Genomic DNA, 21,495 nt, shown 5'->3' on the forward strand with positions numbered 1-21,495 from the left:
ACCTACCCGCGTCCGCGCGGCCCTGCCCCGCTGCCCCACCGCCATGCTGTGAATTCACGCACAAGGCTCTACCGGCGGGTAGTGGCCGAGAGAACGCGGTCCCGGCCGTCCTCCCAGTTGAGGGCACAGGCCGGGGCCGCGTCGGCGTTCCGGTCCCCGGCGCGAAGGCTTCATGCCTGTTTGACCGGTCGGTCACGCCCTGGTAACACCAGGCAGTGACCCTGGTATCACCGCACGCCACCATTGCCCGCCGGCATCGAGGGAGACCGTCACCATGCAGGCCGCGCCCGTCCGCGCCACCGCCATCCCGTCCCTCACCACCGCTCTGCGCGCCGTGGAGTCCCTGCTGATGAGCGGCGGCCAGCGCACCGCACGGCGCAACGCCTGGACGTCCGTTCTGGAGGACCGCCGCCGCGCCAAGGACCGGGTCGAGGCACAGCGCGTCCTCGACCAGACCCTGATCGCCCGCCCCTGAGCCCGGCCGCTCCGGGGCGACCCGGCACTGCCGTCGAACGCGCTCCGGGGGACACGTAGACTTCATGCCATGGCGAGGAAGGAAACCGCAGCGGACGCTGCGAACCCCGGGCGACTGAAGCAGATCGCCCTGACCTACAAGATGACCCGCAGGGCCGACAAGAAGATCGGTCTTGTACTCGCGGCTGTCGGAATCGTCACCTTCGGTGTCTTCCTCGCGATCGGTTTCTTGATCGGGCACCCCATCTATCTCGGCCTCCTGGGCTTCCTGCTCGCCTTCCTCGCGACGGCGATCGTGTTCGGCCGCCGTGCCGAACGGGCGGCCTTCGGACAGATGGAGGGGCAGCCGGGCGCCGCCGCGGCCGTGCTCGACAACATCGGCCGAGGCTGGACGACGACCCCGGCGGTCGCGATGAACCGCAACCAGGACGTGGTGCACCGCGCGGTCGGCAAGGCCGGCATCGTGCTGATCGCCGAGGGCAACCCGAACCGGGTGAAGAGCCTGCTGGCCGCCGAGAAGAAGCGGATGAACCGCATCGTCGCGGACGTGCCCGTGCACGACCTGATCGTGGGCACCGGCGAGGGCCAGGTGGAGCTGAAGAAGCTCCGCACCACCATGCTGAAGCTTCCGCGCGTCCTCACCGGCCCGCAGGTCACCGCGACCAACGACCGGCTGCGCGCGCTGGGTGATCTGATGAGCAACATGCCGCTCCCGAAGGGGCCGATGCCGAAGGGCATGAAGCTGCCGAAGGGCGGCGGCCAGCGGGGCCGCTGAGACTGGCGGGCGCCGACACGACGAGGACGGGGCGCCGGAATTCGCATTCCGGCGCCCCGTCCTCGTCGTGTCAGGGCGTGTGCCTGGTCGTGCCTGGTCGTGTCAGCGCGTGTGCGCGGGCCGGGTGAGGGCGTGTGCGCGGGCCGGGTGAGGGCGTGTGCGCGGGCCGGGTGAGGGCGTGTGCGCGGGCCGGGTCAGATGCGGACCTCGACCGTGCGGGCCAGCCGGTCGTGCAGGCCGCGGCCGTCGCGGTCCCAGACGAGCGCGGGGATCGCGAGGCACAGCAGCACCGAGCGCAGCAGACCGCGCAGCGGCTGCACCCGGCCGCTGTCGACGGCGACCACGCGCAGTCCGAAGAGCCGCTTGCCGGGCGTGAAGCCGAGGGTGCCGACGGTGAGCACGCTCAGCATCAGGAACACCAGCAGCGCCCAGTTGCCGGTGCGGGCGTCGTAGCCGTCGGTGAACAGACCGTATGCGATCAGGAGGCACAGGCCCCAGTCCACGGCGAGGGCGCCGATCCTGCGGCCGGGGCGTGCGATCGAGCCCGGCCCCTGCTCCGGCAGCCCCAACTGCTCACCCCGGTAACCGAAGTCGGCACCGGCCTCCTCCATGGCCGCGCGCGGGCCGGACAGCCATGATCCGATTGCTTGCCTGTTGTCCACCCGTCCACGGTACTGCGACCGGAAATGACCGGGAGACGGCGGGGTGTGCCGGAGCTACCGTGGGAGAGGCGCTGGTTAACTTGTGCGAAACAAACGGGTCACGCCCGAGAAATGACCCGTCCCTAGGGTCGAGTGCAGCGTGTGCCCCCCGCACTGGCCGCACGAACGATCTACCACCCCGGCGGGACGGTCGGGAGTAGGAGGAGCTGGATGTTCCAGAACGCCGACGAGGCCAAGAAGTTCATCGCGGACGAGGACGTCAAGTTCATCGACGTCCGCTTCTGCGACCTGCCGGGTGTGATGCAGCACTTCACGATCCCGGCGTCGGCCTTCGACCCGGCCGAGGAGCTGGCCTTCGACGGCTCCTCGATCCGCGGCTTCCAGGCCATCCACGAGTCCGACATGGCGCTGCTGCCCGACCTGTCCACCGCGCGGGTCGACCCCTTCCGCCGTGACAAGACGGTCAACATCAACTTCTTCATCCACGACCCGATCACGGGCGAGCAGTACTCCCGTGACCCGCGGAACGTGGCGAAGAAGGCCGAGGCGTACCTGGCCTCGACCGGCATCGCCGACACCGCGTTCTTCGGCCCCGAGGCCGAGTTCTACGTGTTCGACAGCGTGCGCTTCAAGACCTCTGAGAACGAGTCCTTCTACCACATCGACTCCGAGGCGGGCGCCTGGAACACCGGTGCGCTGGAGGACAACCGCGGTTACAAGGTCCGCTACAAGGGCGGCTACTTCCCGGTCCCGCCGGTCGACCACTTCGCCGACCTGCGCGCCGAGATCTCCCTCGAACTGGAGCGGTCGGGCCTGCAGGTCGAGCGCCAGCACCACGAGGTGGGCACCGCCGGCCAGGCCGAGATCAACTACAGGTTCAACACGCTGCTCGCGGCCGCCGACGACCTGCAGCTCTTCAAGTACATCGTGAAGAACGTCGCCTGGCGCAACGGCAAGACCGCGACCTTCATGCCGAAGCCGATCTTCGGCGACAACGGCTCCGGCATGCACGTCCACCAGTCGCTGTGGGCGGGCGGCGAGCCGCTCTTCTACGACGAGCAGGGCTACGCCGGCCTGTCGGACACCGCCCGCTACTACATCGGCGGCATCCTCAAGCACGCGCCGTCGCTGCTGGCCTTCACCAACCCGACGGTGAACTCGTACCACCGTCTGGTGCCGGGCTTCGAGGCGCCGATCAACCTGGTGTACTCGCAGCGCAACCGCTCCGCGGCCATGCGTATCCCGATCACCGGCTCGAACCCGAAGGCCAAGCGCGTCGAGTTCCGCGCCCCGGACTCCTCCGGCAACCCGTACCTGGCCTTCTCGGCGCTGCTGCTGGCCGGCCTGGACGGCATCAAGAACAAGATCGAGCCGGCCGAGCCGATCGACAAGGACCTCTACGAGCTGGCTCCCGAGGAGCACGCCAACGTGGCCCAGGTCCCGACCTCCCTCGGCGCCGTGCTCGACCGTCTCGAGGCCGACCACGAGTTCCTCCTCCAGGGCGACGTCTTCACGCCGGACCTGATCGAGACGTGGATCGACTACAAGCGCCAGAACGAGATCGCGCCGCTCCAGCTGCGTCCGCACCCGCACGAGTTCGAGCTGTACTTCGACGTGTGACCGGACTCCCGGGTCGGAGCGGGTGACCGCCCGCCCGGACCGTCCGTGGGCCGTCGGCCGGCTCTCCGCCTTCGCGGAGAGCCGGCCGACGGCCTTTCCCGCAATGTGCAGCGCAGCGTGCCCACAGCGGAGGCACCTCAGGGCCGGACGGACAGGGTTCGAGCGGCCCAACGTGGTGCTGAGGCCCGTGACCCGTTACCTCTCGAGTGGGTGTCAGTCGCAGCGGGCTCTCACGCCGGGGGCGGCGGCGTTGGCCGGAGAGCTTCCCTCCAGGCCGGTGGGGAGGGATCCTGGGATGACACGGCTGTTCGAGAGAGGTCACGGGGATGTCCGAGCGGGACGACGAGGAGCGCGAGTTCGATCTGCGGTGGGCGGACGGGGCCGCGCACAAGGAGCCCTCGGCCCGCGCGCGGATGCTGGCCGCCCGCTGGAAGGAGAACCCTCCCGGACCCGTGCCGTTCCGCGCCGAGCCCGAGCACCGGGGCTCGGCCGGGCGCCGCCCGTGGGTGTCGACGGTGCTGGTGCTCGGCTGTGTCGTCGCGGTGATCCTGCTGCTCGGGTACGCCGGCGTCGGCCCGTACTGACACGGGTCGGCCGCCCTGGGCGACGGCGACCGCCGGCGGGTGCGGGAGGCGCGCAGGGCGGGCACCGTGCCCGCCGCCGCGGTCACCAGGACGAGGGCGGCGAGAACCGTCGCGAGCTGCCCCGCCGGCACCGTGAACGGGACGCTCACCTCGGCGACCCGCACCAGGAGCCACGAGTACGGCAGGCCCGGCGCCAGGCCGAGGATCCCGCCCGGGACGCCGTGGAGGGCGCACTCCAGGGTGACCATGCGGTGCACGGCGGCAGCGTTCGCCGGCCGCGACAAACCGGACGCGCTGCTCCTGCGGCACCCCGCCGCCCATACTGCCTCAGCCCGCGCCCGGACCGGATACGACCGTGCCGGGCGCCCCCGCGCGGGAGACGCCCGGCACCGGACGCGGGCTCAGCGGCTGCGGCTGGGGGTCAGCGGCTGTAGCGCATCAGCGCCCGCACCATGTGGCACGTGGTGTCCGACGGCGGGTGGACGCCGATCAGCTCGGCGGCGCCGTGGATCGTGTCGTTGCGCGCCTGGCTCGGGTGGTACACGCCGGAGTCGAGCAGGGCGATGGCGAGACGCATCGCCTTCAGGCGGCGGTTGTGGGTGACGTACCACTCGCGCGGGCGGCCCGGCGGCAGCGGGCGCTTCTCCACCGGGGCACAGGGCAGTTCGAGCAGGACGGGTCGCTTCGCGGTGGACTGGACGGGCAGGGGCTTCGGCTTGAGTGCGGCAGCGGGCATACGGGTCCTCCTGTCGCGGTCGGGGCCGTCGTCCGGGGTCCACGGCGACCTCGGCGATTCCCTCGAACACTGCTCCCATTCTACGGGCCGCCGCTGACAATCGGCAGGCTCGCTTCGGCCATCAAAGGCCCAGGTGAAGTCGGTATTCGAGGGCTCGGGACGGGTGGTGCGGGAGGGGCGCGCGGGCGGCCCTACAATTCGAACAAGCGGGGGCGCGGCGTACCGTGTGCGGCATGGAGATCTGGATCAACCCCGCCTGTTCCAAGTGCCGCAGCGCGATCAGTCTGCTCGACGCCGAAGGGGCGGACTACACCGTCCGCCGCTACCTGGAGGACGTGCCGACCGAGGACGAGGTCCGGGAGGTGCTGGAGCGGCTCGGACTCGAGCCGTGGGACATCACCCGGACCCAGGAGGCGGCGGCCAAGGAGCTGGGGCTCAAGGAGTGGCCGCGGGACGCCGCGGCGCGGGAGCGCTGGATCGCGGTGCTGGCCGCGCACCCGAAGCTGATCCAGCGGCCCGTCATCACCGCCGACGACGGCACGGCGGTGGTGGCCCGCACGGAGGAAGCGGTACGGGACGCGCTGTCCCGTCGGGAGCCTCCCAGCTCAACACCCCTGTGACGCAGGCCACTTCGGTGACTTGGGCCGGCCGCTGAGCAACTGCGTTCGGTATCTCGTACATAGCGGCGTACGCTCCCCCGATCCATTGGAGGCGCGCATGTCGCGCAGGAGAAGTCTCGGCCCGAAGAAGAAGCTCGCGCTGCTGTTGAGCGCGGCCACGGTGGCGGGCGGCGGCGCCTTCGTCATGGCGACCACGTCCAACGCCAGCCCGCCGGCCGCCACCACCAAATCGGCGGCGGACTCGACGGTCTGCCAGGGGCTGGCCACCGCGCTCGGCAACAACGAGCGGTTCATCGCGGGCCAGCGGGCCAACCCGGACGCCCAGTCCGAGGCGCGGATCGCCAACCGTGAGGCCGTCATCGCGCAGATCAAGGTGCAGCAGGAGGCGTCCGGGTGCACGGTGGGGGAGTCGGCTCAGGGCTCCCAGCCGGCGCAGCCGGAGCAGCCCGCCCCGTCGCAGCCCGCCGCGGGCGGCCAGGAAGGACAGGCGGGGCAGGACGGCCAGGCGGGCCAGGAGGGGCAGGCGGGCGGCGGTGCCGCGGCCGGTGAGCAGGTGTGCAACGGCTCCACCGTCACCCTGTCCGGCGAGGCCGGCGCCCCGGCCGCGTCCAGCAACCAGTTCCCGGCCGGCACCAGGCTCAAGGTCACCAACCTGGACAACAACAAGTCCACGACGGTGGAGGTCACCTCGGTGTCCGGCAGTTGCGTGCTGCTCAACAACGCCGCGTTCGAGCAGGTCCGCGAGCCGGGCAAGTTCCTGATCCGCCGGGCCGTGATCGAGAAGGTGGGGTGACGTCCACGTACGGGTGAGGTGCGGGGCCCGCCGCTCGGGGAAGGAGCGGCGGGCCCCTTCACGTCCGCACGCCTTCACGTCCCCGCGCCTTCACGCCTCAAACCCTCACGCCCCATCGCATACACCCGGCCCCCTCCCCCGTGCCCTCACGGAGTGGCGCCGGGCACACGGGCGTCCGGTAACACGGGGTTCACACATGGGCAACGGTCGGGAAATCGCCTGTTGACAAGCTGCGGGGCATACGGCGGCGCCCCAGTGCCGCAGCGCCGCAGCATCCGCACCGAGCGCCCAGACCCACCCCGAAGGATGTGGACCGTGAGCTTCAAGGCCGAGTACATCTGGATCGACGGCACCGAGCCGACCGCCAAGCTGCGTTCCAAGACGAAGATCCTGGCCGACGACGCGAAGGGCGCCGACCTGCCGATCTGGGGCTTCGACGGGTCCTCCACCAACCAGGCCAAGGGGCACGCCTCCGACCGCGTCCTCAAGCCGGTGTTCGTCTGCCCGGACCCGATCCGCGGCGGCGACGACGTCCTGGTGCTGTGCGAGGTCCTCAACACGGACATGACGCCGCACGAGTCCAACACCCGTGCCGCGCTGGCCGAGGTCGCCGAGAAGTTCGCCGCCCAGGAGCCGGTCTTCGGCATCGAGCAGGAGTACACCTTCTTCAAGGGCTCCCGCCCGCTCGGCTTCCCCGAGGGGGGCTTCCCGGCCGCGCAGGGCGGCTACTACTGCGGTGTCGGCTCGGACGAGATCTTCGGCCGTGACGTCGTCGAGGCGCACCTGGAGAACTGCCTGAAGGCGGGTCTGGGCATCTCCGGCATCAACGCCGAGGTCATGCCCGGCCAGTGGGAGTTCCAGGTGGGCCCGCTGGCCCCGCTGGAGGTCTCCGATCAGCTGTGGGTGGCCCGCTGGCTGCTCTACCGCACCGCCGAGGACTTCGAGGTCTCCGCCACCCTGGACCCCAAGCCGGTCAAGGGCGACTGGAACGGCGCCGGCGCGCACACCAACTTCTCCACCAAGGCGATGCGCGAGTCCTACGACGCGATCATCACCGCCGCCGAGTCGCTGGGCGAGGGCTCCAAGCCGCTGGACCACGTCAAGAACTACGGCGCCGGCATCGACGACCGCCTCACCGGCCTGCACGAGACCGCCCCGTGGAACGAGTACAGCTACGGCGTCTCGGACCGCGGCGCCTCGGTCCGCATCCCGTGGCAGGTCGAGAAGGACGGCAAGGGCTACATCGAGGACCGCCGCCCCAACGCCAACGTCGACCCGTACGTGGTGACCCGTCTGCTGGTCGACACCTGCTGCACCGCGCTGGAGAAGGCCGGCCAGGTCTGATCCGCACCACATTCGCCGCGAGGGGCGCCCGCCGATACCGGTGGGCGCCCCTCGCGGCGTCTGCCGACAGCAGATCCCTGTTCCCCCGGGCAGCCCGGCCGGGCAGAGTCGGCGGTATGAGACTTCTGTTGCTGGGTGGTACGGAGTTCGTGGGCCGGGCCGTCGCCGAGGCGGCCCTCGCGCGGGGCTGGGAGGTGACCGTCTTCCACCGCGGACGGCACGAGGCGCCCCCGGGGACCCGGGAACTGCTGGGCGACCGCACCGAGGTGGACGGGCTGGCGGCGCTCGACGAGGACCCGGGGACGTGGGACGCCGTCGTCGACACCTGGTCGTCCGCCCCGCGCGCGGTACGGGACGCGGCGCGGCTGCTGCGGGACCGCGCCGGGCGGTACGTGTACGTGTCGAGCTGCTCGGTGTACACCTGGGCGCCGCCCGCCGGGTACGGCGAGGACGCCCCTGTGGTGGAGGGCGCCTCCCCGGACGCCGGCACGACGGACTACGCGCGGGACAAGCGGGGCGGCGAGCTGGCCGCGACGGACGCGTTCGGCGTGGACCGTTCGGTGCTGGTGCGGGCCGGGCTGCTGCTCGGGCCGTACGAGAACGTCGGCCGGCTGCCCTGGTGGCTGAACCGCGTGGCGCGCGGCGGCCCGGTGCTCGCCCCCGGCCCGCGGGACCTGCCGCTGCAGTACGTCGACGGGCGCGACCTCGCGGAGTGGATCCTCGGCGCGTGCGAGCAGGGGCTGAGCGGGCCGTACAACCTGATGTCGCCGCAGGGCCACGCCACCATGGGCGAGTTGCTGGAAGCCTGTGTACGGGTGACCGGCGGGCCGGCCGAGCTGCGGTGGACGGCGCCGGAGGTGATCCTCGACGCCGGGGTGGAGCCGTGGACCCAGCTCCCGGTGTGGGTGCCGCCGCACAGCGACATGCACGACGCGCTGCACTCGGCCGACGTCTCCCGGGCGGTCGCGACCGGGCTGCGCTGCCGGCCGGTCGCGGAGACCGTCGCGGACACCTGGGCCTGGCTGCGGGACATCGGCGGCACGGCACCGCAGCGCCCCGACCGCACGGTCAAGGGACTGGACCCGGAGGTGGAGGCGAAGGTGCTGGCCGCAGCCTCCGGGGTGTAGCCGGCCCCACCCCGAGGGCGGGCCCGGGCCCAGCACCGGACGCCAGGGTTCACCCCGGGTGGAGGGCCGGCAACTCCCGGTATGTGCAAGCCTGTTGGAACCTACGGAACCGCACTGACTTCGCACCGATTCCTGTGACGGGTGAACACCCGTGGGGCGGGGCGCGTACTCATGGGCGCCGCTTCCCCTCACGGGCGCCTCGGTGCCCCGCTAAGGGATGCCCCGCAAGGAAGTCAGAGGAGTTCCATGGGACGCAACACAAGAAAACGCCGTACACCGCTGGCCACCAAGGTGATAGCCGGGGCGGCGGCCCTGGCGATCGGTGGGGGCGGTCTGGTCTGGGCCAACTTCTACGCCTCGGCGCACGAGAAGAACGGGGGGCAGAACGCCACCAAGTCGGGGCAGGCCCAAGTCGCCACGATCAACTGTCCGGACGTCGGCCAGAAACTCACCAAGGTGCCCCGCAAGGCGCGCTGGGGCGTCGCGCGTGAACTGGCGCGGCTCGACCGCCAGATCACGGAGGCGTACTCGCGCCTGGCCGAGACGCGTCAGGCGCAGGCGGGCGACGCGAACTACGTCGACAACGCCATCCTCGGCCCGCTGAAGGACAAGCGCCGGGCCACCCTGGACCGCATCGGCATCAACATCAAGCGGGCCGGCGGCCAGGAGCGCGACCTCGGCCGGTTCGCCCGCTGCCAGGGCGTCCCCGCCGAGCAGCCCGGCGGCGGTGACGGCGGTCAGAACGGCGGCGGCCAGAACGGCGGCGGCCAGGACGGTGGCGGCCAGAACGACGGCGGCCAGGGCAACGAGCAGCCGCCCGCCGACAACGGCAACGGCGCCGCGGGTCCGTTCGCCGAGGACTTCATCGACATCAACGACGTCCAGCCGAACAGCCGCGACCTGCAGAACGGCCTCGCCGCGAACGGTGACACCGGCAGCACCGGGTCGTTCACCACCGAGTGCGGGGTGAACGAGAACAACCTGTTCAACAGTGACAACATCATCGTCGCCCCCGGTGTCGACAACGGCGCCCACCACACGCACGACTACGTGGGCAACCAGAGCAACACCGCCTTCGCCAGCGACGACGACCTGAACAACGCGCAGACGACCTGCCAGAACCAGGGCGACAAGTCCACCTACTACTGGCCGGTGCTCCGCCTCCAGGACGGTACGCAGGAGTTCGACGCCAACGACCTGGGCGGTGGCGCCGAGGGCAACGTCGGCAGGATCCTCAAGGCGCAGCAGGCGGAGATCAAGTTCGTCGGCAACCGGACGACCGACGTCGTCGCGATGCCCAAGTTCATCCGCATCATCACCGGTGACGCCAAGGCGTTCACCAACGGCCTGGCGAACGCGAACACGTCGTTCAGCTGCACCGGCTTCGAGGACCGGCAGGTCACGGACAAGTACGTGATCTGCCCCGAGGGCAGCCAGGTGGTGCGCACGTCCAACTTCCAGAGCTGCTGGGACGGACAGAACATCGACAGCGCCAACCACCGCGACCACGTGGCCTTCGTCCAGCCCGACGGCAGCTGCCCGCAGGGCTTCCAGGCCATCCCGCAGCTCCAGGTCCGCCTGGTGTACGACGTTCCCGCGCCGACCATCGAGAACGGCCAGATCAAGAACCCGTACGCCGTGGACGGTTTCCCGGAGCAGCTGCACAAGCCGATCACCGACCACAACGACTTCATCAACGTCATGGACGAGGACCTGATGAACCAGGTGGTGCAGTGCATCAACAGCGGCCAGGACTGCGAGTGACGGCGGTCCGAGCCCACTGAGAGGGGCCGGTGGCGGGAATCCCGCCACCGGCCCCTTCCGTGTGTGGTGTGCCGGGGGTCAGCCGTCGTGGCCGTGACCGCCGCCCTCGTCGTGGGAGGCCCCGCCGTGCTGCACGCCCTCCTCCAGGTCCCCGCCGAGGGTGCCGCGCAACTCCTGGATCGTCTCCGTCCCGCCGACGGCCACCCACTTGCGGCCCACCAGGTAGTGACCGCCGTAGTCCTTGGCCGTGTTGAGCCACTCGCGCTGGCCGCGGTCGGTGGAGAAGGTGGCGAGGACGTACTTCTCGTCGCCCTTCTCGCACAGCGCCTGCCGGATGGTGTCGGCGTCGGTCTGCATGTCGGGGTCGCACTTCGCCTCGGCGGCCAGCTTCTCCAGGCTGCCGGTGGCGGTGGGCGGCACCGCGTGCTCCCCGTGGCCGCCGGACCCGCAGCCCGCCAGCGCCAGTGCCGCCACCGCGCAGGTCAGCGCGAGCTTCGGTCGGGTCACCCTCATGTGTTCCTCCGGTCTTGACGGCGACATCGTGGGGCGGCGACATGCCGCTCGGAGCCCCGGCGCGGGGCCCTCGGCATTCGATACGGCTGCGGCGCGCCGGGCGCTCAATCGCCGCGCCGGATCGGCGCGGACGGTGGCCGGAAGGGCGCGGGTGTCAGGTGACCATCGACTCGTTCGCTCGTTCAGCTGAACGTGCAGTCACAGGATGCCGCCGCCCAGTCCCCCGCGCTCTCCTCCCCGGCCGGTCCGGCCGTGGACGTCGAACAGGCCGAGGCCGCGCTCGTCGAGCACTATCCGCGGCTCGTGCGGCTCGCCTACCTGGTGCTGCCGTCCCGCATGGGCCGCACCCGGCGGGTGCTCACCGCGCACGCCCTGGTGCAGCGGGCGCTGCCCCGGGGCCGGGCCGACGCGCCGCTGATCCCCGCGCAGGGCGCCGGCCGGGACGGCGACCCCGGGTACAGGCTGGTGCGGCTCCAGGTGGTGCGGTCGGCGCTGGAGGCGGGCCTGCCGCTGCGCCGCCGGGGTCTGCCGAAGCGGTCCCAGCTGCCGCCGCTGCTGCCGCAGGTGTGGGGCCTGACGGTGTTCCCGCGGCCGGGGGGCGCGGACGAGCTGGCACTGGACCAGCGGCTGTCGGCGCTGTCCGGGCCGGCCCGTGCCGCGCACGCCCTGCGCGGTCTGGAGCGGCTGCCGGACGCCGACGTGCGCCGGGTGCTGGACGACGCGGGCGTCACGGACCCGGACGCCGCGCTCGCGGAGGCCGACGGCATCCCCGACCCGTACCGGCTGCTCGAGTCCCCCGAGTTCGACCCCTGTTCGCTGCAGGCCCGGCCGACGGACCTGCTGCGTCGCCGCCGGCATCTGAAGGCCGGTCTTGTCGGGGCGGCGGCGCTCGCGGTGTGCGGGGCGCTGCTGTCGCTGCCCGGGGACGGCTGGGGCGCCGACGGCCCGGCCGCTCCCCCGTACGCGCGCAACCCGGCCGCGCAGGCCGCGCTGGACCCCGCGAAGCTGACCCGGGCACCGGCGTCGGCGTGGAAGACGTCGGAGCGTACGGACTTCTCGGTGTGGCCGGCGCGCGGCGCGCTCACGGGTGACCGCGCGCTGCTGCGCCGCGCGCTCGCCGTGTGGGCGCGGCCGGGTGAGGGCGTCACCGCCTCGGCCACCCCGGGCACTCCCACGGGCGGGCCCGCCGGACCGCCCCGACTGCTGTACGCGGGGACGGTGGACGCCGCGCGCGTGGTGATCCTGTACGACGGCTGGCGTCTCGCCCGGTACGCCGAGCCGGAGGAGGGCGCCCGGGGCGCCGCCCTGGACCTGGCGCGGGTCGACGGGGCCGGGCGGGCCGGGGCGAGCGCGGTGGTGCTGAGCCGTTCGGACGACAACGTCCGCTTCCTGCTGGCCCCGTGGGTGCGCGAGGCCGGCGAGCGGGACCTGCGCGAGCCGGACGGGGGCGCGAAGGAGCTGCCTCTGGAGGGCGGGGTGACCGGGCCGTTCGTCTCGGGGCAGGGGCGGGAGCCGTGCACGACGTGGAACGCGCTGGAGCTGACCGACGGCACCGGCACCCGGCTGCTCAGCGACCTCGGCGAACTGGTCCCGGCGCGGCTGACCACCGGCCGTCCGGGCGAGGTGAAGGACGTCTCCGGCGGGAAGGCACGGCGCGCCTGGGAGCCGTACGCCTGCTCACTGGCGGCGATGCGGTCGGCGGGCGTGCGTGGCGTCAACGCCTGGGCGTACGCGGAGCAGCCGCTGCCCGGCGGCGACGGACGGGCTCAGTGGCTGTGCACGCGCGGGGACACCTGGCGGGGCACGGGGGCGCGGGTGCTGGCGCAGTTCCACTCGCCGGGCGCGCGGTACGGGGCGGTCGCGGCCCGCGCGGAGGACGTGCCCGCCTGCGGGACGCGGCGACCGGACGTGCTGGCCGGGGTGTTGTGGAAGTCAGCGGGCGGCACCTGGTACCTGCTCGCGGCCGGCAGCGACGGGGTGGAGTCCGTGGAGGCGACCGGCGGCGTCGAGGGCAGGGCGAAGGACCGGCTGCTGTCGGTGCGCGCCGAGAAGGGTGCGCGCGCCGACCTCAGGGGCACACTTGAGGGCGGGGGGTCGGTCGGCGGGCTGCGGTGATCCGGGGGAACACCGGTTCTTGGTCCGGCCCGTGGGAGGCCGAAATCGATCGGTAAGGTGTTCGTATGAGTACCGGGGTACGTCGGAGGATGGGAGTCGAGGAGCGCCGGCAGCAGTTGATCGGCGTGGCTCTCGAACTGTTCAGCAAGCGTTCCCCGGACGAGGTCTCGATCGACGAGATAGCGTCCCGGGCGGGCATCTCACGCCCGCTCGTCTACCACTACTTCCCCGGCAAACTGAGCCTCTACGAGGCCGCGTTGCGGCGGGCCGCGGAGGATCTGTCGTCCCGGTTCGCCGAGCCGCACGAGGGCCCGCTGGGTTCGCGGCTGCGGCGGGTGATGGCGCGCTTCTTCGACTTCGTGGAGGAGCACGGACCCGGTTTCTCCGCCCTGATGCGCGGCGGCCCCGCCGTGGGCTCCTCCACCACCAACGCGCTGGTGGACTCGGTGCGTCAGGCCGCGTACGAGCAGATGCTGGCGCACATGGGGGTGGTGGGTCCGGCGCCGGCGCGGCTGGAGGTGGTGGTGCGCTCGTGGATCTCACTGGTGGAGTCGACGGCGCTGATCTGGCTGGACGGGCGGCGGGTGCCGCGCGAGGAGCTGGAGGCCAAGCTGGTGCAGGACTTCGCGGCCCTGGCCGCGGTCGCCGCGGCCCGCGACGAGGAACTCGCCACGCTGCTGCGGGGACTGGTCAAGCAGGAACCGGGCGACGGCCCGTTCACCGACCTCGCCGCCCGGATGATCTCCCTGGCGCAGGAGTAGGCCCGCCTACTCGCCCTCGAACTTCCGGTAGGACGGGTCGAGGTCGCGGATCTCGGCGGAGGCGTGGAGCGTCCGGCCGTCGGCCGGCTTCACGTACCGCCGCAGCAGGTCCAGGGCCGTCTCGGTGAGGCGGGACTTGGTCTCGTCGGTGCGGCCGGCCAGCAGGGCGATGTGCACGTGCACCAGGGCGTGTCCCTCGGTGTCGGGGCCGACCACCGGGTCCTCCGTTCGCCTGAACCGCGTCTTGCACGCGGGCGGTTTCGCCGCCGCGATCTCCACGACGGCGGAGTGCAGGTCCCGCGCGAAGGCGGGCCGGTCGAAACCGTCCGCCAGGTTGTCCGAGTAGTCGACGGTGATCTGCGGCATGGGCCCTCCTGTTGCAGGTCAGGAGGGCCCACCCTAGCCGCAGCCGGTCAGCCGGTCATCCGGCGGTGAACACCGCCACCGTGCGGGCCGGCACGGTGAACGTGCCGGTCGCCTTCGCGTACGACGCCGTCTTGACGACCGCGTCCCCGCCCTCGGCCTGCGCCGGGTGCAGGCGGTGGTCCGTCCCGGCGAGCGCGGCCACGCGCTGCTGCTGCCGCTCGGGCGTGGCGTTGAAGACCACGACCAGGCCGCCCAGCTTCATGGTGATCACGCCGGGTGTCTCGTCCTTCCCGGACAGCGGGAACGACAGCCGGGACTGCACCTGCTCCACCGTGTCGAGGGAGAATGCCTTCTCCGTCGTACGGATCCGCAGCAGGTCCCGGTAGGCGGCCGAGGCGCCCTCGATCTGCGGGCAGCCCACGGTGACCGAGCCGAGCAGCGGCTTGGCGTACGGCCACTTGTCCTGGTTGTCGGCGGCGGGCGGCAGACCGCGGCCCATACCGTTGCCGTCCGCGCAGTTCCAGTGGATCGCGTTGAACCAGTCGCCGCTGTCGTAGGAGTTGCGGTCCAGGGACTTGGAGCGCAGCAGGTCGGTGCCCGCCTGGGAGAGCGCCGGGCCCTGGGAGAGGGCGGCGGTCGCCATGGCGAGGACCTGCATGCGCGCCCGGTCCGCGGCCGGGGTGTCCTTCGGCAGCTTGAAGGCGAGCGCGTCGAACAGCGACTCGTTGTCGTGCGCGTCCGCGTAGGCGAGGGCGTCGCCGGGGGCGGCCGCGTAGCCGGCGGGCGCGCCGTTGTAGTCGACCTGGGAGCCCTTGACCTCCTTGCCGCTGGTGTCGGTGAACGTGTAGTCGGCGAGGTTGCCGCTCAGACCCACCTTGATCAGGTCCTGGTAGTGCAGCAGGCGGGCCTTCTGCTCGGCCGGGGTGCCGTTGGCCGCCGAGGAGTTGGGGTCGGTGTAGAGGCCGGAGGCGAATCCCTGCACGCCGGGGTCCTCGTCGAAGGGGCCGCCGCCGCGCACGGCGTCACGGGCCCGGTCGGAGAAGGTGGCGATGCCGGTGCCGGCCATGTTCTTCTGCGTGGCCTGCTCGAAGCGGGCGTCGTCGGCGATCTCGCCGAAGTTCCAGCCCTCGCCGTACAGGATGATCTTCTTGCCGTCGACGCCGTCCTTCTTCGGGGTGAGGGCGTCGAGGGCCTTGCGGACGGCGAGGATGTTGGCCTTCGGGTGGTGGCCCATGAGGTCGAAGCGGAAGCCGTCGACCTTGTACTCCTTGGCCCAGGTGACGACCGAGTCGACGACCAGCTTGCCCATCATGGCGTTCTCGGGCGCCGTGTTGGAGCAGCAGGTGCTGTTGGCGACGGAGCCGTCGGCGAGCAGCCGCTGGTAGTAGCCGGGGACGATCCGGTCGAGCACGGAGGTCTCCGCCTGGCCGTGGGCGGCGGTGTGGTTGTAGACCACGTCCATCACCACGCGCAGGCCGTCCTCGTTGAGCGCCTTGACCATCTTCCGGAACTCGACCGTGCGCGCGGTGCCGTCCGGGTCGGTGGCGTAGGAGCCCTCGGGGACCGTGTAGTGGTACGGGTCGTAGCCCCAGTTGTAGGCGTCCTTCGCCGCGGCCTTGGCCACGCACTCCTGCTGCTTGTCGGAGTCGGCCGGGTAGGAGGCCAGGTCGCAGTCGACGGTCGCCTGGTCCGACTTCCGCTCGGGGATGGTGGCGATGTCGAACGCGGGCAGCAGGTGCACGTACGAGGTGCCGGCCTGCGCCAGCCTGCGCAGGTGCCTGCTGCCGTCGCTGTCCTTGTCGGTGAACGCCAGGTAGGTGCCCGGGTGCCGCGCGGTGCGGTCCTCGACGGAGAAGTCACGGATGTGCAGCTCCTGGATCTGCGCGTCCTTCAGCGGCACCGCCTTCGGCTTGGTGTAGCCGTCCCAGCCGCGCGGCTGGAGGGACCGGTCGGCCAGGTCGACGACCAGGCTGCGCTCGGAGTCGGTGGTGAGGGCGGTCGCGTACGGGTCGGTGACCTTGTTGGTGACGACCTCACCGGCGGCGGACGCCCACACGGTCACCGCGTACCGGTACTCCTTGCCCTTCCAGGAGGCGGGGCCGGTGACGGACCAGACGCCGGTGGCGTCGTCGCGGCGCATGGCGACCGTGCGGCCGTCGAGCTCCAGGGCGACCTTCCGCGCGGTCGGCGCCCACACGGACAGGGTGGGCCGGTTGTGCCGGAACACCGGGCCGAGCTGCGCCTTGGTGGCGCCGGCGGCGTAGAGGTCGTCGAGGACGCCCGCGAGCTGCACGCCGGTGGCGGCGAGGACCGCACCGCTGGCTGCCCGCTGGGTGGCGACGACCTGGCCGCGCAGGGCCTCGCGCACCCGGTCGCGGTCACGCGGGTCGACGGTCCAGGCGGTGCCGTTCGCGAGGTGGGGGAACTTCGCCTTCTGGGCGTCGGTGAGGGCCGACTTCGACAGGCGGATCCAGCGGGCGTCGCCGGTGTCCAGCTTCCCGTCCCTGACCGCGACCGAGCCGGTGCGGGAGGCGAGGAGCTGGGTGGAGGCGGCAGCGGCGGAGCCGTCCCAGACGAGGGTGGAGCGGTCGGTCCAGACCGCCTTGGAGGTGGTCGGGTCGAGGGCGGCCGCGGACCCGGCGGGCTGCGGCAGCAGGTACTTCTCCTGCCCGCTCACCAGCCACACCTCGTGGCCGTTCGCCTTGAGGTCGAGCGACTGGTCGGTGGGCAGGTCCTTCTCGTCGCCCTTGTGGAGGATGTAACTGAGGCTGGTGGCACCCTCGGCGAGCGGCACCTCGAAGACAGCGCCATAGGCATCAGTCTTCACCGGCTCCAGGGGCTTCGACCAGTCGGTGGGGTTCGCGGCGCCGGTCCAGGTGTGCAGTCCCCAGCCCTCGTAGTTGCCGTCGGCACGGTGGTAGTGCAGGACGGCCTTGGTGGTGTCCTGCGCCGGGTACTCGGGCCGCTCGGTGGTGACGGTGTCGTCGCCCTGCTTGATCCAGACCTCGCCGGTGCGGGTGACGTCGATGGTGCGGTCGGTGGCGACGTCCTTGTTGCCGTCCTTGTCGACCACCAGGAAGCCGACGTCGGAGGCGCCCGGCTTCAGCTTGACCCAGGCGAAGGCGCCGTAGGCGTCACGGCCGGTGAAGGCGTGGCCCGCCGGCCACTCGGTGGCCTCGCCGTCCGCCAGGTCGCCCCAGGCGTACAGGCTCCAGTCTTCGTAGTCGCCGTCGGGGCGCTGGTAGTGGACGATCCCGTAGTCGCGGGAGGCGGCGGTGGGCTCCTCCTCGGCCGGCGGGGTGCCGGTCGTCGAGGCGGCCAGGGCGCTCGCGGTACGGCCCGCCGAGTCGATCACGACGGCCTTGTAGCGCAGGGCGGTGCCGGCGGGGACGTCCGCGCCGATCGTGTGGGTGACCTTGTAGGGGGCGTGGTCGGCGGAGCCGAGCGTCTGCCACGTACCGTTGCCCGCTTGGGCGGCGAAGACGACCCGGTTGAGCTGACCGCCCTGGACGTCGGCGCTCAGCTCTACGGTGCCGGTGGCGCCCGCCTCGGGGGCCTTCAGGGTGAGCGTGGGCTTCGCCTCGGGCTTGCCGAGCGGGGCGGCGGCCTTCAGCACGATCGCCGAGCGGGCCGGGACGGAGACCGTGATCTGCTTGTCCGCGTCGCTGCGCACGGTGGCGTCGGTGCCGTGGATGCCCTTGAAGGACGTCCGGGCGGAGCCGGTCGTGAAGGTGGCCTTCTTCGTCTCGGCGGCGTTGTTGAAGGCGACGACGTACTCGGTGGTGTCCTTGCCGGTGGCGGTGCGCGAGAAGGCGTAGACGCCGGGGCCGTCGTCGGCGTACCGCTCCTGCTGGACGCCGTCGGTCAGCGCGGGGTGCGCCGTGCGGAGCTTCGCGAGGGCGCTGATCTGCCGGTAGAGCGGGGAGCGGGAGTCGTAGACGTCCTCGGCGTGGGTGCGGTCGGTGCCGATCAGGTCGTCGTCGAGGTAGTCGGCGGTGCGGGACGCGAAGAGGGTCTGGCGGGCGTCCTTGTCGCCGCCTGCGCCGGTGAAGCCCTGCTCGTCGCCGTAGTAGATCACCGGGTTGCCCCGGCTGAGGAACATCAGCTCGTTGGCGAGCATGTCCCGCTTCAGCAGCTCCGCGTCGGACGCCTCGGGGTTGTCCTGCTTCAGGAACGTCCCGATGCGGCCCATGTCGTGGTTGCCGAGGAAGGTGACCTGCTCGTACGCGTTGGCCTTGTCGGTCGTGTACTTGTAGTCGTCACCGAAGACCGAGGCGAGTTTCTTGGCGCTGCCGCCCTGGGAGGCGTACGTGCGGGCCGCCTCCTGGAAGGGGAAGTCGAGGGTGGCGTCGAGCCGGCCCCGCGTGACGTAGGGGGCGGTGACGTTCGTGTCGGCGGAGTACACCTCGCCGAACATGAAGAAGTCGTCCCGGCCGCGCTTGGCGGCGTAGGCGTCGAGGGCGGTGGCCCACTGGGTCCAGAACTCCATGTTGACGTGCTTCACGGTGTCGATCCGGAAGCCGTCGATGTCGAAGTCCTTGACCCACCGCTGGTAGATCTTCTCCATGCCGTCGACGACCTCGGGACGCTCGGTCCACAGGTCGTCGAGCCCGGAGAAGTCACCGTACTCGGCCGACTCGCCGGCGAAGGTGGAGTCGCCGCGGTTGTGGTACATCGCCGGGTCGTTGAGCCAGGACGGCACCTTGAGGCGCTTCTTCGCCGCGGGCACCACGGGGGTGCGCGGGAAGGTGCCGGCGTCCACGCGCGGGAACTTCTTCGCGCCGTCGGCGTAGTCGGAGTCGTCGAAGGGCACGCCGTCCTGCGTCAGGTACGGGAAGGCGCCCTTGGAGAGGTAGTCGTAGGACTTCTCCTCGTAGTCGACGACGTCGGCGGTGTGGTTGGTGATGACGTCGAAGAAGACCTTCATGCCCTTGGCGTGGGCCTTGTCGATGAGGGTCTCGAGGTCCTGGTTGGTGCCGAAGTGCGGGTCGACCTGGGTGAAGTCGGTGATCCAGTACCCGTGGTAGCCGGCCGAGGCGTCCTTGCCGGAGCCCTGCACGGGCTGGTTCTTGAAGATGGGCGCCAGCCAGATGGCGGTGGTGCCGAGCCCCTTGACGTAGTCGAGCTTCCGGGTGAGGCCCTTGAGGTCGCCGCCCTGGTAGAAGCCCTTGTCGGTGGGGTCGTACCCGTGGGTGAGGCGCGAACCGGTCAGTCCGCCGCGGTCGTTCGCGGTGTCCCCGTTGGCGAAGCGGTCCGGCAGGACGAAGTAGAACTGCTCCCGCGTCAGGTCGTGGCGCGCCGGGGAGGAGGCGAGCTCGGCGTCCGAGGGGGGCGCGGGCGGGGTGGCGGCTCGGGCGGCGACCGGCTGCACGAGTGCCGCGGCGAGCGCGGCCACCGTGACGGCGGCGACGCGGCGGCCCCGCGCGGTGCGGCGCCCCGGGGGCGCGGGCCATCTGGGTATCAAGGCGTGAACTCCTTGCGCTTACGGCTCATTGGGTCCGACCCCACGCCCCGGCGAGGGTTGTTTCGGCCACATCACCGGAGCGTCGGCGTGACCGTACCCTCGTTGAAAGCCTTACAGCAATAGTCATGAAAGCCTCGGCAAGAACTTCCAGCGGGAGCTTTCCGGGCAGGGGCGGACGAGTCCGGCGGCCGACGAGGACACGCCGACGTCCGGCGACCGCGGAACCGGCCGCCGGACGTCCCAGTGCTTCAGCAGCCGCTCTTGCCCGCGTACACCGCGAGGGCGGTGTTGCTGCCGAGGGTCGCGGTGAGCCGGCCCGAACCGTCCACCGTCACCGGCTTGTTGCCCTGCACGTCGCAGTACGTGCCCGCCGGCAGGGAGGTCTGGTAGGTGCGGGTCAGGGAGCCGGACTCGTGGTTGATGGCCACGAAGCCCTTGCTGCCCCGGCCGAAGGCGATGGCGTCGCCGCCGTTGTCCCACCAGTTGGTGACCGCCTGGCCGCGGGTGGCGTTGCGGAAGCCGACCATCGACCTGATCTCCGGCCAGTTGTGCTGGCACTTCCAGCCGCTCTGCCAGCAGGCGTCCACCCGGCCGCCGTTGGGAGGACCGGCGTCGTGGTCGGTGAACTCGTAGCCGGAGTTGATGTCCGGTGCGCCGTAGGGCCAGGCCAGCATGAAGACGTTGGCCAGGGTGTAGGTGGCGTTGTCCTTGTAGCTGAGCGTGGAGCCGTTGCGCTCGGTGTCGTGGTTGTCGACGAAGACGCCGGCGGAACCGCTGTTCAGGTAGCCCCAGCCCTCGCCGTAGTTCTTCAGGTAGGCGAGGTTCTCGTTGTTGAAGACCCGCTTGAGGTCGTAGGCGTAGCGGAACTCCTGGACGTCGCCGGCGCCGGTGTACTCGGTGGGCTGGACGGCCTCGCCGGCGCCGTAAATGACTTCCTGCTTCCAGTAGGCGGAGGGGTTGGTCAGGCGGGACTTGATGTTGGCCAGGTCGGCGGCCGGGATGTGCTTGGCCGCGTCGATGCGGAAGCCGTCCACACCGAGGGAGAGCAGGTCGTTCATGTACCCGGCGACGGTCTTGCGGACGTACTCCTCGCCGGTGTCGAGGTCGGCGAGGCCGACGAGTTCGCAGTTCTGGACGTTCCAGCGGTCGCCGTAGTTGTTGATCTCCGACGTGCAGTTGTCGAAGTCGTAGGAGGAGTACAGGCCCGGATAGGCGTACTTCGTGTACGACGAGCCGCCGGTGCCCGTGCCGTTGCCGGCGGACATGTGGTTGACGACGGTGTCGGCGACGACCTTCACGCCGGCCGCGTGACACGTGTCCACCATGTTCTTGAAGGCGCTGCGGTCACCGAGGCGTCCGGCGATCCGGTAGCTCACCGGCTGGTACGACGTCCACCACTGCGAGCCCTGTATGTGCTCGGCGGGCGGGGAGACCTGCACGTAGCCGTAGCCCGCGGGGCCGAGGGTGGTGGTGCACTCGCGGGCGACCGAGGCGAAGTTCCACTCGAAGAGGACGGCCGTGACGTCCTTGGAGCCGGGCGGGGAGGCCTCTGCCACTGTCGGGGTCATGACAGCCGAGGCGGCCGCGAGAGCGGCGATCCCGGCGAGGGTTCTGCGTGCCATGTGGGGATCCTTCTTCATCGAAGGGTATGGGGAGTACCGCCACAGAATGGTTGAAGCTTCTTGCAGAAAGCTTCAGAAACCTTGCGGCAACGCAGATGGTAGAGGCCCGCAACCCGAAAGGGCAGCGGGCCGTACCAACTTGAAGGAAAAAAGTT

17 protein-coding genes are annotated in these 21,495 nt (G+C 71.3%); 11 read left to right on the forward strand and 6 right to left on the reverse strand.

What is annotated here, in order from left to right:
- Positions 1 to 274 precede the first annotated feature (274 nt).
- Positions 275 to 475: a hypothetical protein gene (locus tag MTR79_RS25945; protein ID WP_033272909.1), complete on the forward strand. Its 201-nt coding sequence runs from the start codon at positions 275 to 277 to the stop codon at positions 473 to 475.
- A gap of 69 nt (positions 476 to 544) precedes the next feature.
- Positions 545 to 1,249, forward strand: a complete 705-nt coding sequence (locus MTR79_RS25950) for a DUF4191 domain-containing protein (RefSeq protein ID WP_086701139.1) — start codon at positions 545 to 547, stop codon at positions 1,247 to 1,249.
- 194 nt (positions 1,250 to 1,443) lie between these two features.
- Here MTR79_RS25950 and MTR79_RS25955 read toward each other — a convergent pair whose 3' ends face one another.
- Entirely contained in the window at positions 1,444 to 1,911 is a 468-nt protein-coding gene (locus MTR79_RS25955; RefSeq protein ID WP_244792063.1) for an RDD family protein, read from the reverse strand.
- Between the two features lie 210 nt (positions 1,912 to 2,121).
- Here MTR79_RS25955 and glnA point away from each other — a divergent pair, with 210 nt between their 5' ends.
- Both glnA and MTR79_RS25965 read left to right on the forward strand, forming a co-directional pair.
- Positions 2,122 to 3,531, forward strand: coding sequence for a type I glutamate--ammonia ligase (glnA, locus tag MTR79_RS25960; RefSeq protein ID WP_086701142.1), 1,410 nt, complete (start codon positions 2,122 to 2,124; stop codon positions 3,529 to 3,531).
- Between the two features lie 326 nt (positions 3,532 to 3,857).
- Positions 3,858 to 4,115 (forward strand): hypothetical protein, encoded by a 258-nt coding sequence (locus MTR79_RS25965; protein WP_244792064.1) that lies wholly within the window; start codon positions 3,858 to 3,860, stop codon positions 4,113 to 4,115.
- Positions 4,116 to 4,536: 421 nt separating this feature from the next.
- On the opposite strand, the gene MTR79_RS25970 is transcribed toward MTR79_RS25965, so the two are convergent.
- The gene (locus MTR79_RS25970) at positions 4,537 to 4,851 is read right to left on the reverse strand and encodes a hypothetical protein (protein ID WP_048456727.1); all 315 of its coding nucleotides are present in this window, start codon (positions 4,849 to 4,851) and stop codon (positions 4,537 to 4,539) included.
- A gap of 233 nt (positions 4,852 to 5,084) precedes the next feature.
- Between MTR79_RS25970 and MTR79_RS25975 the strand changes: the two genes are divergently transcribed.
- From MTR79_RS25975 to MTR79_RS25995, 5 genes are all read left to right on the forward strand, one after another.
- Complete coding sequence (locus tag MTR79_RS25975; RefSeq protein WP_244792065.1) at positions 5,085 to 5,471, forward strand: arsenate reductase family protein; 387 nt, start codon at positions 5,085 to 5,087, stop codon at positions 5,469 to 5,471.
- Positions 5,472 to 5,568: 97 nt separating this feature from the next.
- A complete protein-coding gene (locus tag MTR79_RS25980) occupies positions 5,569 to 6,264 on the forward strand; it encodes a hypothetical protein (RefSeq protein ID WP_086701146.1) in 696 nt (231 codons plus the stop codon).
- 315 nt (positions 6,265 to 6,579) lie between these two features.
- Positions 6,580 to 7,608, forward strand: a complete 1,029-nt coding sequence (gene glnII / locus MTR79_RS25985; RefSeq protein ID WP_048456724.1) for a glutamine synthetase — start codon at positions 6,580 to 6,582, stop codon at positions 7,606 to 7,608.
- Between the two features lie 116 nt (positions 7,609 to 7,724).
- On the forward strand, positions 7,725 to 8,735 hold the full coding sequence (locus MTR79_RS25990) for an NAD-dependent epimerase/dehydratase family protein (protein ID WP_244792066.1): 1,011 nt from the start codon (positions 7,725 to 7,727) through the stop codon (positions 8,733 to 8,735).
- Between the two features lie 246 nt (positions 8,736 to 8,981).
- Entirely contained in the window at positions 8,982 to 10,499 is a 1,518-nt protein-coding gene (locus tag MTR79_RS25995; RefSeq protein WP_244792067.1) for a DUF1996 domain-containing protein, read from the forward strand.
- Between the two features lie 78 nt (positions 10,500 to 10,577).
- On the opposite strand, the gene MTR79_RS26000 is transcribed toward MTR79_RS25995, so the two are convergent.
- Positions 10,578 to 11,012, reverse strand: a complete 435-nt coding sequence (locus tag MTR79_RS26000; RefSeq protein WP_086701150.1) for a hypothetical protein — start codon at positions 11,010 to 11,012, stop codon at positions 10,578 to 10,580.
- A gap of 192 nt (positions 11,013 to 11,204) precedes the next feature.
- Here MTR79_RS26000 and MTR79_RS26005 point away from each other — a divergent pair, with 192 nt between their 5' ends.
- Both MTR79_RS26005 and MTR79_RS26010 read left to right on the forward strand, forming a co-directional pair.
- Positions 11,205 to 13,127, forward strand: a complete 1,923-nt coding sequence (locus MTR79_RS26005) for a hypothetical protein (protein ID WP_244792068.1) — start codon at positions 11,205 to 11,207, stop codon at positions 13,125 to 13,127.
- A 65-nt stretch (positions 13,128 to 13,192) separates the two neighbouring features.
- The gene (locus MTR79_RS26010; protein WP_078895044.1) at positions 13,193 to 13,888 is read left to right on the forward strand and encodes a TetR/AcrR family transcriptional regulator; all 696 of its coding nucleotides are present in this window, start codon (positions 13,193 to 13,195) and stop codon (positions 13,886 to 13,888) included.
- 6 nt (positions 13,889 to 13,894) lie between these two features.
- Here the strand turns inward: MTR79_RS26010 and MTR79_RS26015 are convergent, their stop codons facing one another.
- The 3 genes from MTR79_RS26015 to MTR79_RS26025 all read right to left on the reverse strand — a co-directional run bounded on the left by MTR79_RS26015 (position 13,895) and on the right by MTR79_RS26025 (position 21,340).
- Positions 13,895 to 14,254, reverse strand: a complete 360-nt coding sequence (locus MTR79_RS26015; RefSeq protein ID WP_086701153.1) for a 5-carboxymethyl-2-hydroxymuconate Delta-isomerase — start codon at positions 14,252 to 14,254, stop codon at positions 13,895 to 13,897.
- Positions 14,255 to 14,309: 55 nt separating this feature from the next.
- Positions 14,310 to 19,718, reverse strand: coding sequence for a pullulanase-type alpha-1,6-glucosidase (pulA, locus tag MTR79_RS26020; protein WP_244792069.1), 5,409 nt, complete (start codon positions 19,716 to 19,718; stop codon positions 14,310 to 14,312).
- Between the two features lie 248 nt (positions 19,719 to 19,966).
- Entirely contained in the window at positions 19,967 to 21,340 is a 1,374-nt protein-coding gene (locus MTR79_RS26025) for an alpha-amylase family protein (RefSeq protein ID WP_086701156.1), read from the reverse strand.
- Positions 21,341 to 21,495 lie beyond the last annotated feature (155 nt).

Origin of the sequence: Streptomyces sp. BJ20, assembly GCF_022869105.1 — a bacterium.
GTDB classification, from domain to species: domain Bacteria; phylum Actinomycetota; class Actinomycetes; order Streptomycetales; family Streptomycetaceae; genus Streptomyces; species Streptomyces griseoincarnatus.

What these genes read in the sequence shown, in the direction of transcription:
- MTR79_RS25945 (WP_033272909.1), top strand. Translation starts at nt 275, where the DNA reads ATGCAGGCCGCGCCCGTCCGCGCCACCGCCATCCCGTCCCTCACCACC.
- MTR79_RS26015 (WP_086701153.1), bottom strand. Translation starts at nt 14,254, where the DNA reads ATGCCGCAGATCACCGTCGACTACTCGGACAACCTGGCGGACGGTTTC.
- MTR79_RS25970 (WP_048456727.1), bottom strand. Translation starts at nt 4,851, where the DNA reads ATGCCCGCTGCCGCACTCAAGCCGAAGCCCCTGCCCGTCCAGTCCACC.
- MTR79_RS25975 (WP_244792065.1), top strand. Translation starts at nt 5,085, where the DNA reads ATGGAGATCTGGATCAACCCCGCCTGTTCCAAGTGCCGCAGCGCGATC.
- MTR79_RS25980 (WP_086701146.1), top strand. Translation starts at nt 5,569, where the DNA reads ATGTCGCGCAGGAGAAGTCTCGGCCCGAAGAAGAAGCTCGCGCTGCTG.
- MTR79_RS25990 (WP_244792066.1), top strand. Translation starts at nt 7,725, where the DNA reads ATGAGACTTCTGTTGCTGGGTGGTACGGAGTTCGTGGGCCGGGCCGTC.
- glnA (WP_086701142.1), top strand. Translation starts at nt 2,122, where the DNA reads ATGTTCCAGAACGCCGACGAGGCCAAGAAGTTCATCGCGGACGAGGAC.
- MTR79_RS26010 (WP_078895044.1), top strand. Translation starts at nt 13,193, where the DNA reads ATGAGTACCGGGGTACGTCGGAGGATGGGAGTCGAGGAGCGCCGGCAG.
- MTR79_RS26000 (WP_086701150.1), bottom strand. Translation starts at nt 11,012, where the DNA reads ATGAGGGTGACCCGACCGAAGCTCGCGCTGACCTGCGCGGTGGCGGCA.
- MTR79_RS25965 (WP_244792064.1), top strand. Translation starts at nt 3,858, where the DNA reads ATGTCCGAGCGGGACGACGAGGAGCGCGAGTTCGATCTGCGGTGGGCG.
- MTR79_RS26025 (WP_086701156.1), bottom strand. Translation starts at nt 21,340, where the DNA reads ATGGCACGCAGAACCCTCGCCGGGATCGCCGCTCTCGCGGCCGCCTCG.
- MTR79_RS25995 (WP_244792067.1), top strand. Translation starts at nt 8,982, where the DNA reads ATGGGACGCAACACAAGAAAACGCCGTACACCGCTGGCCACCAAGGTG.
- MTR79_RS25950 (WP_086701139.1), top strand. Translation starts at nt 545, where the DNA reads ATGGCGAGGAAGGAAACCGCAGCGGACGCTGCGAACCCCGGGCGACTG.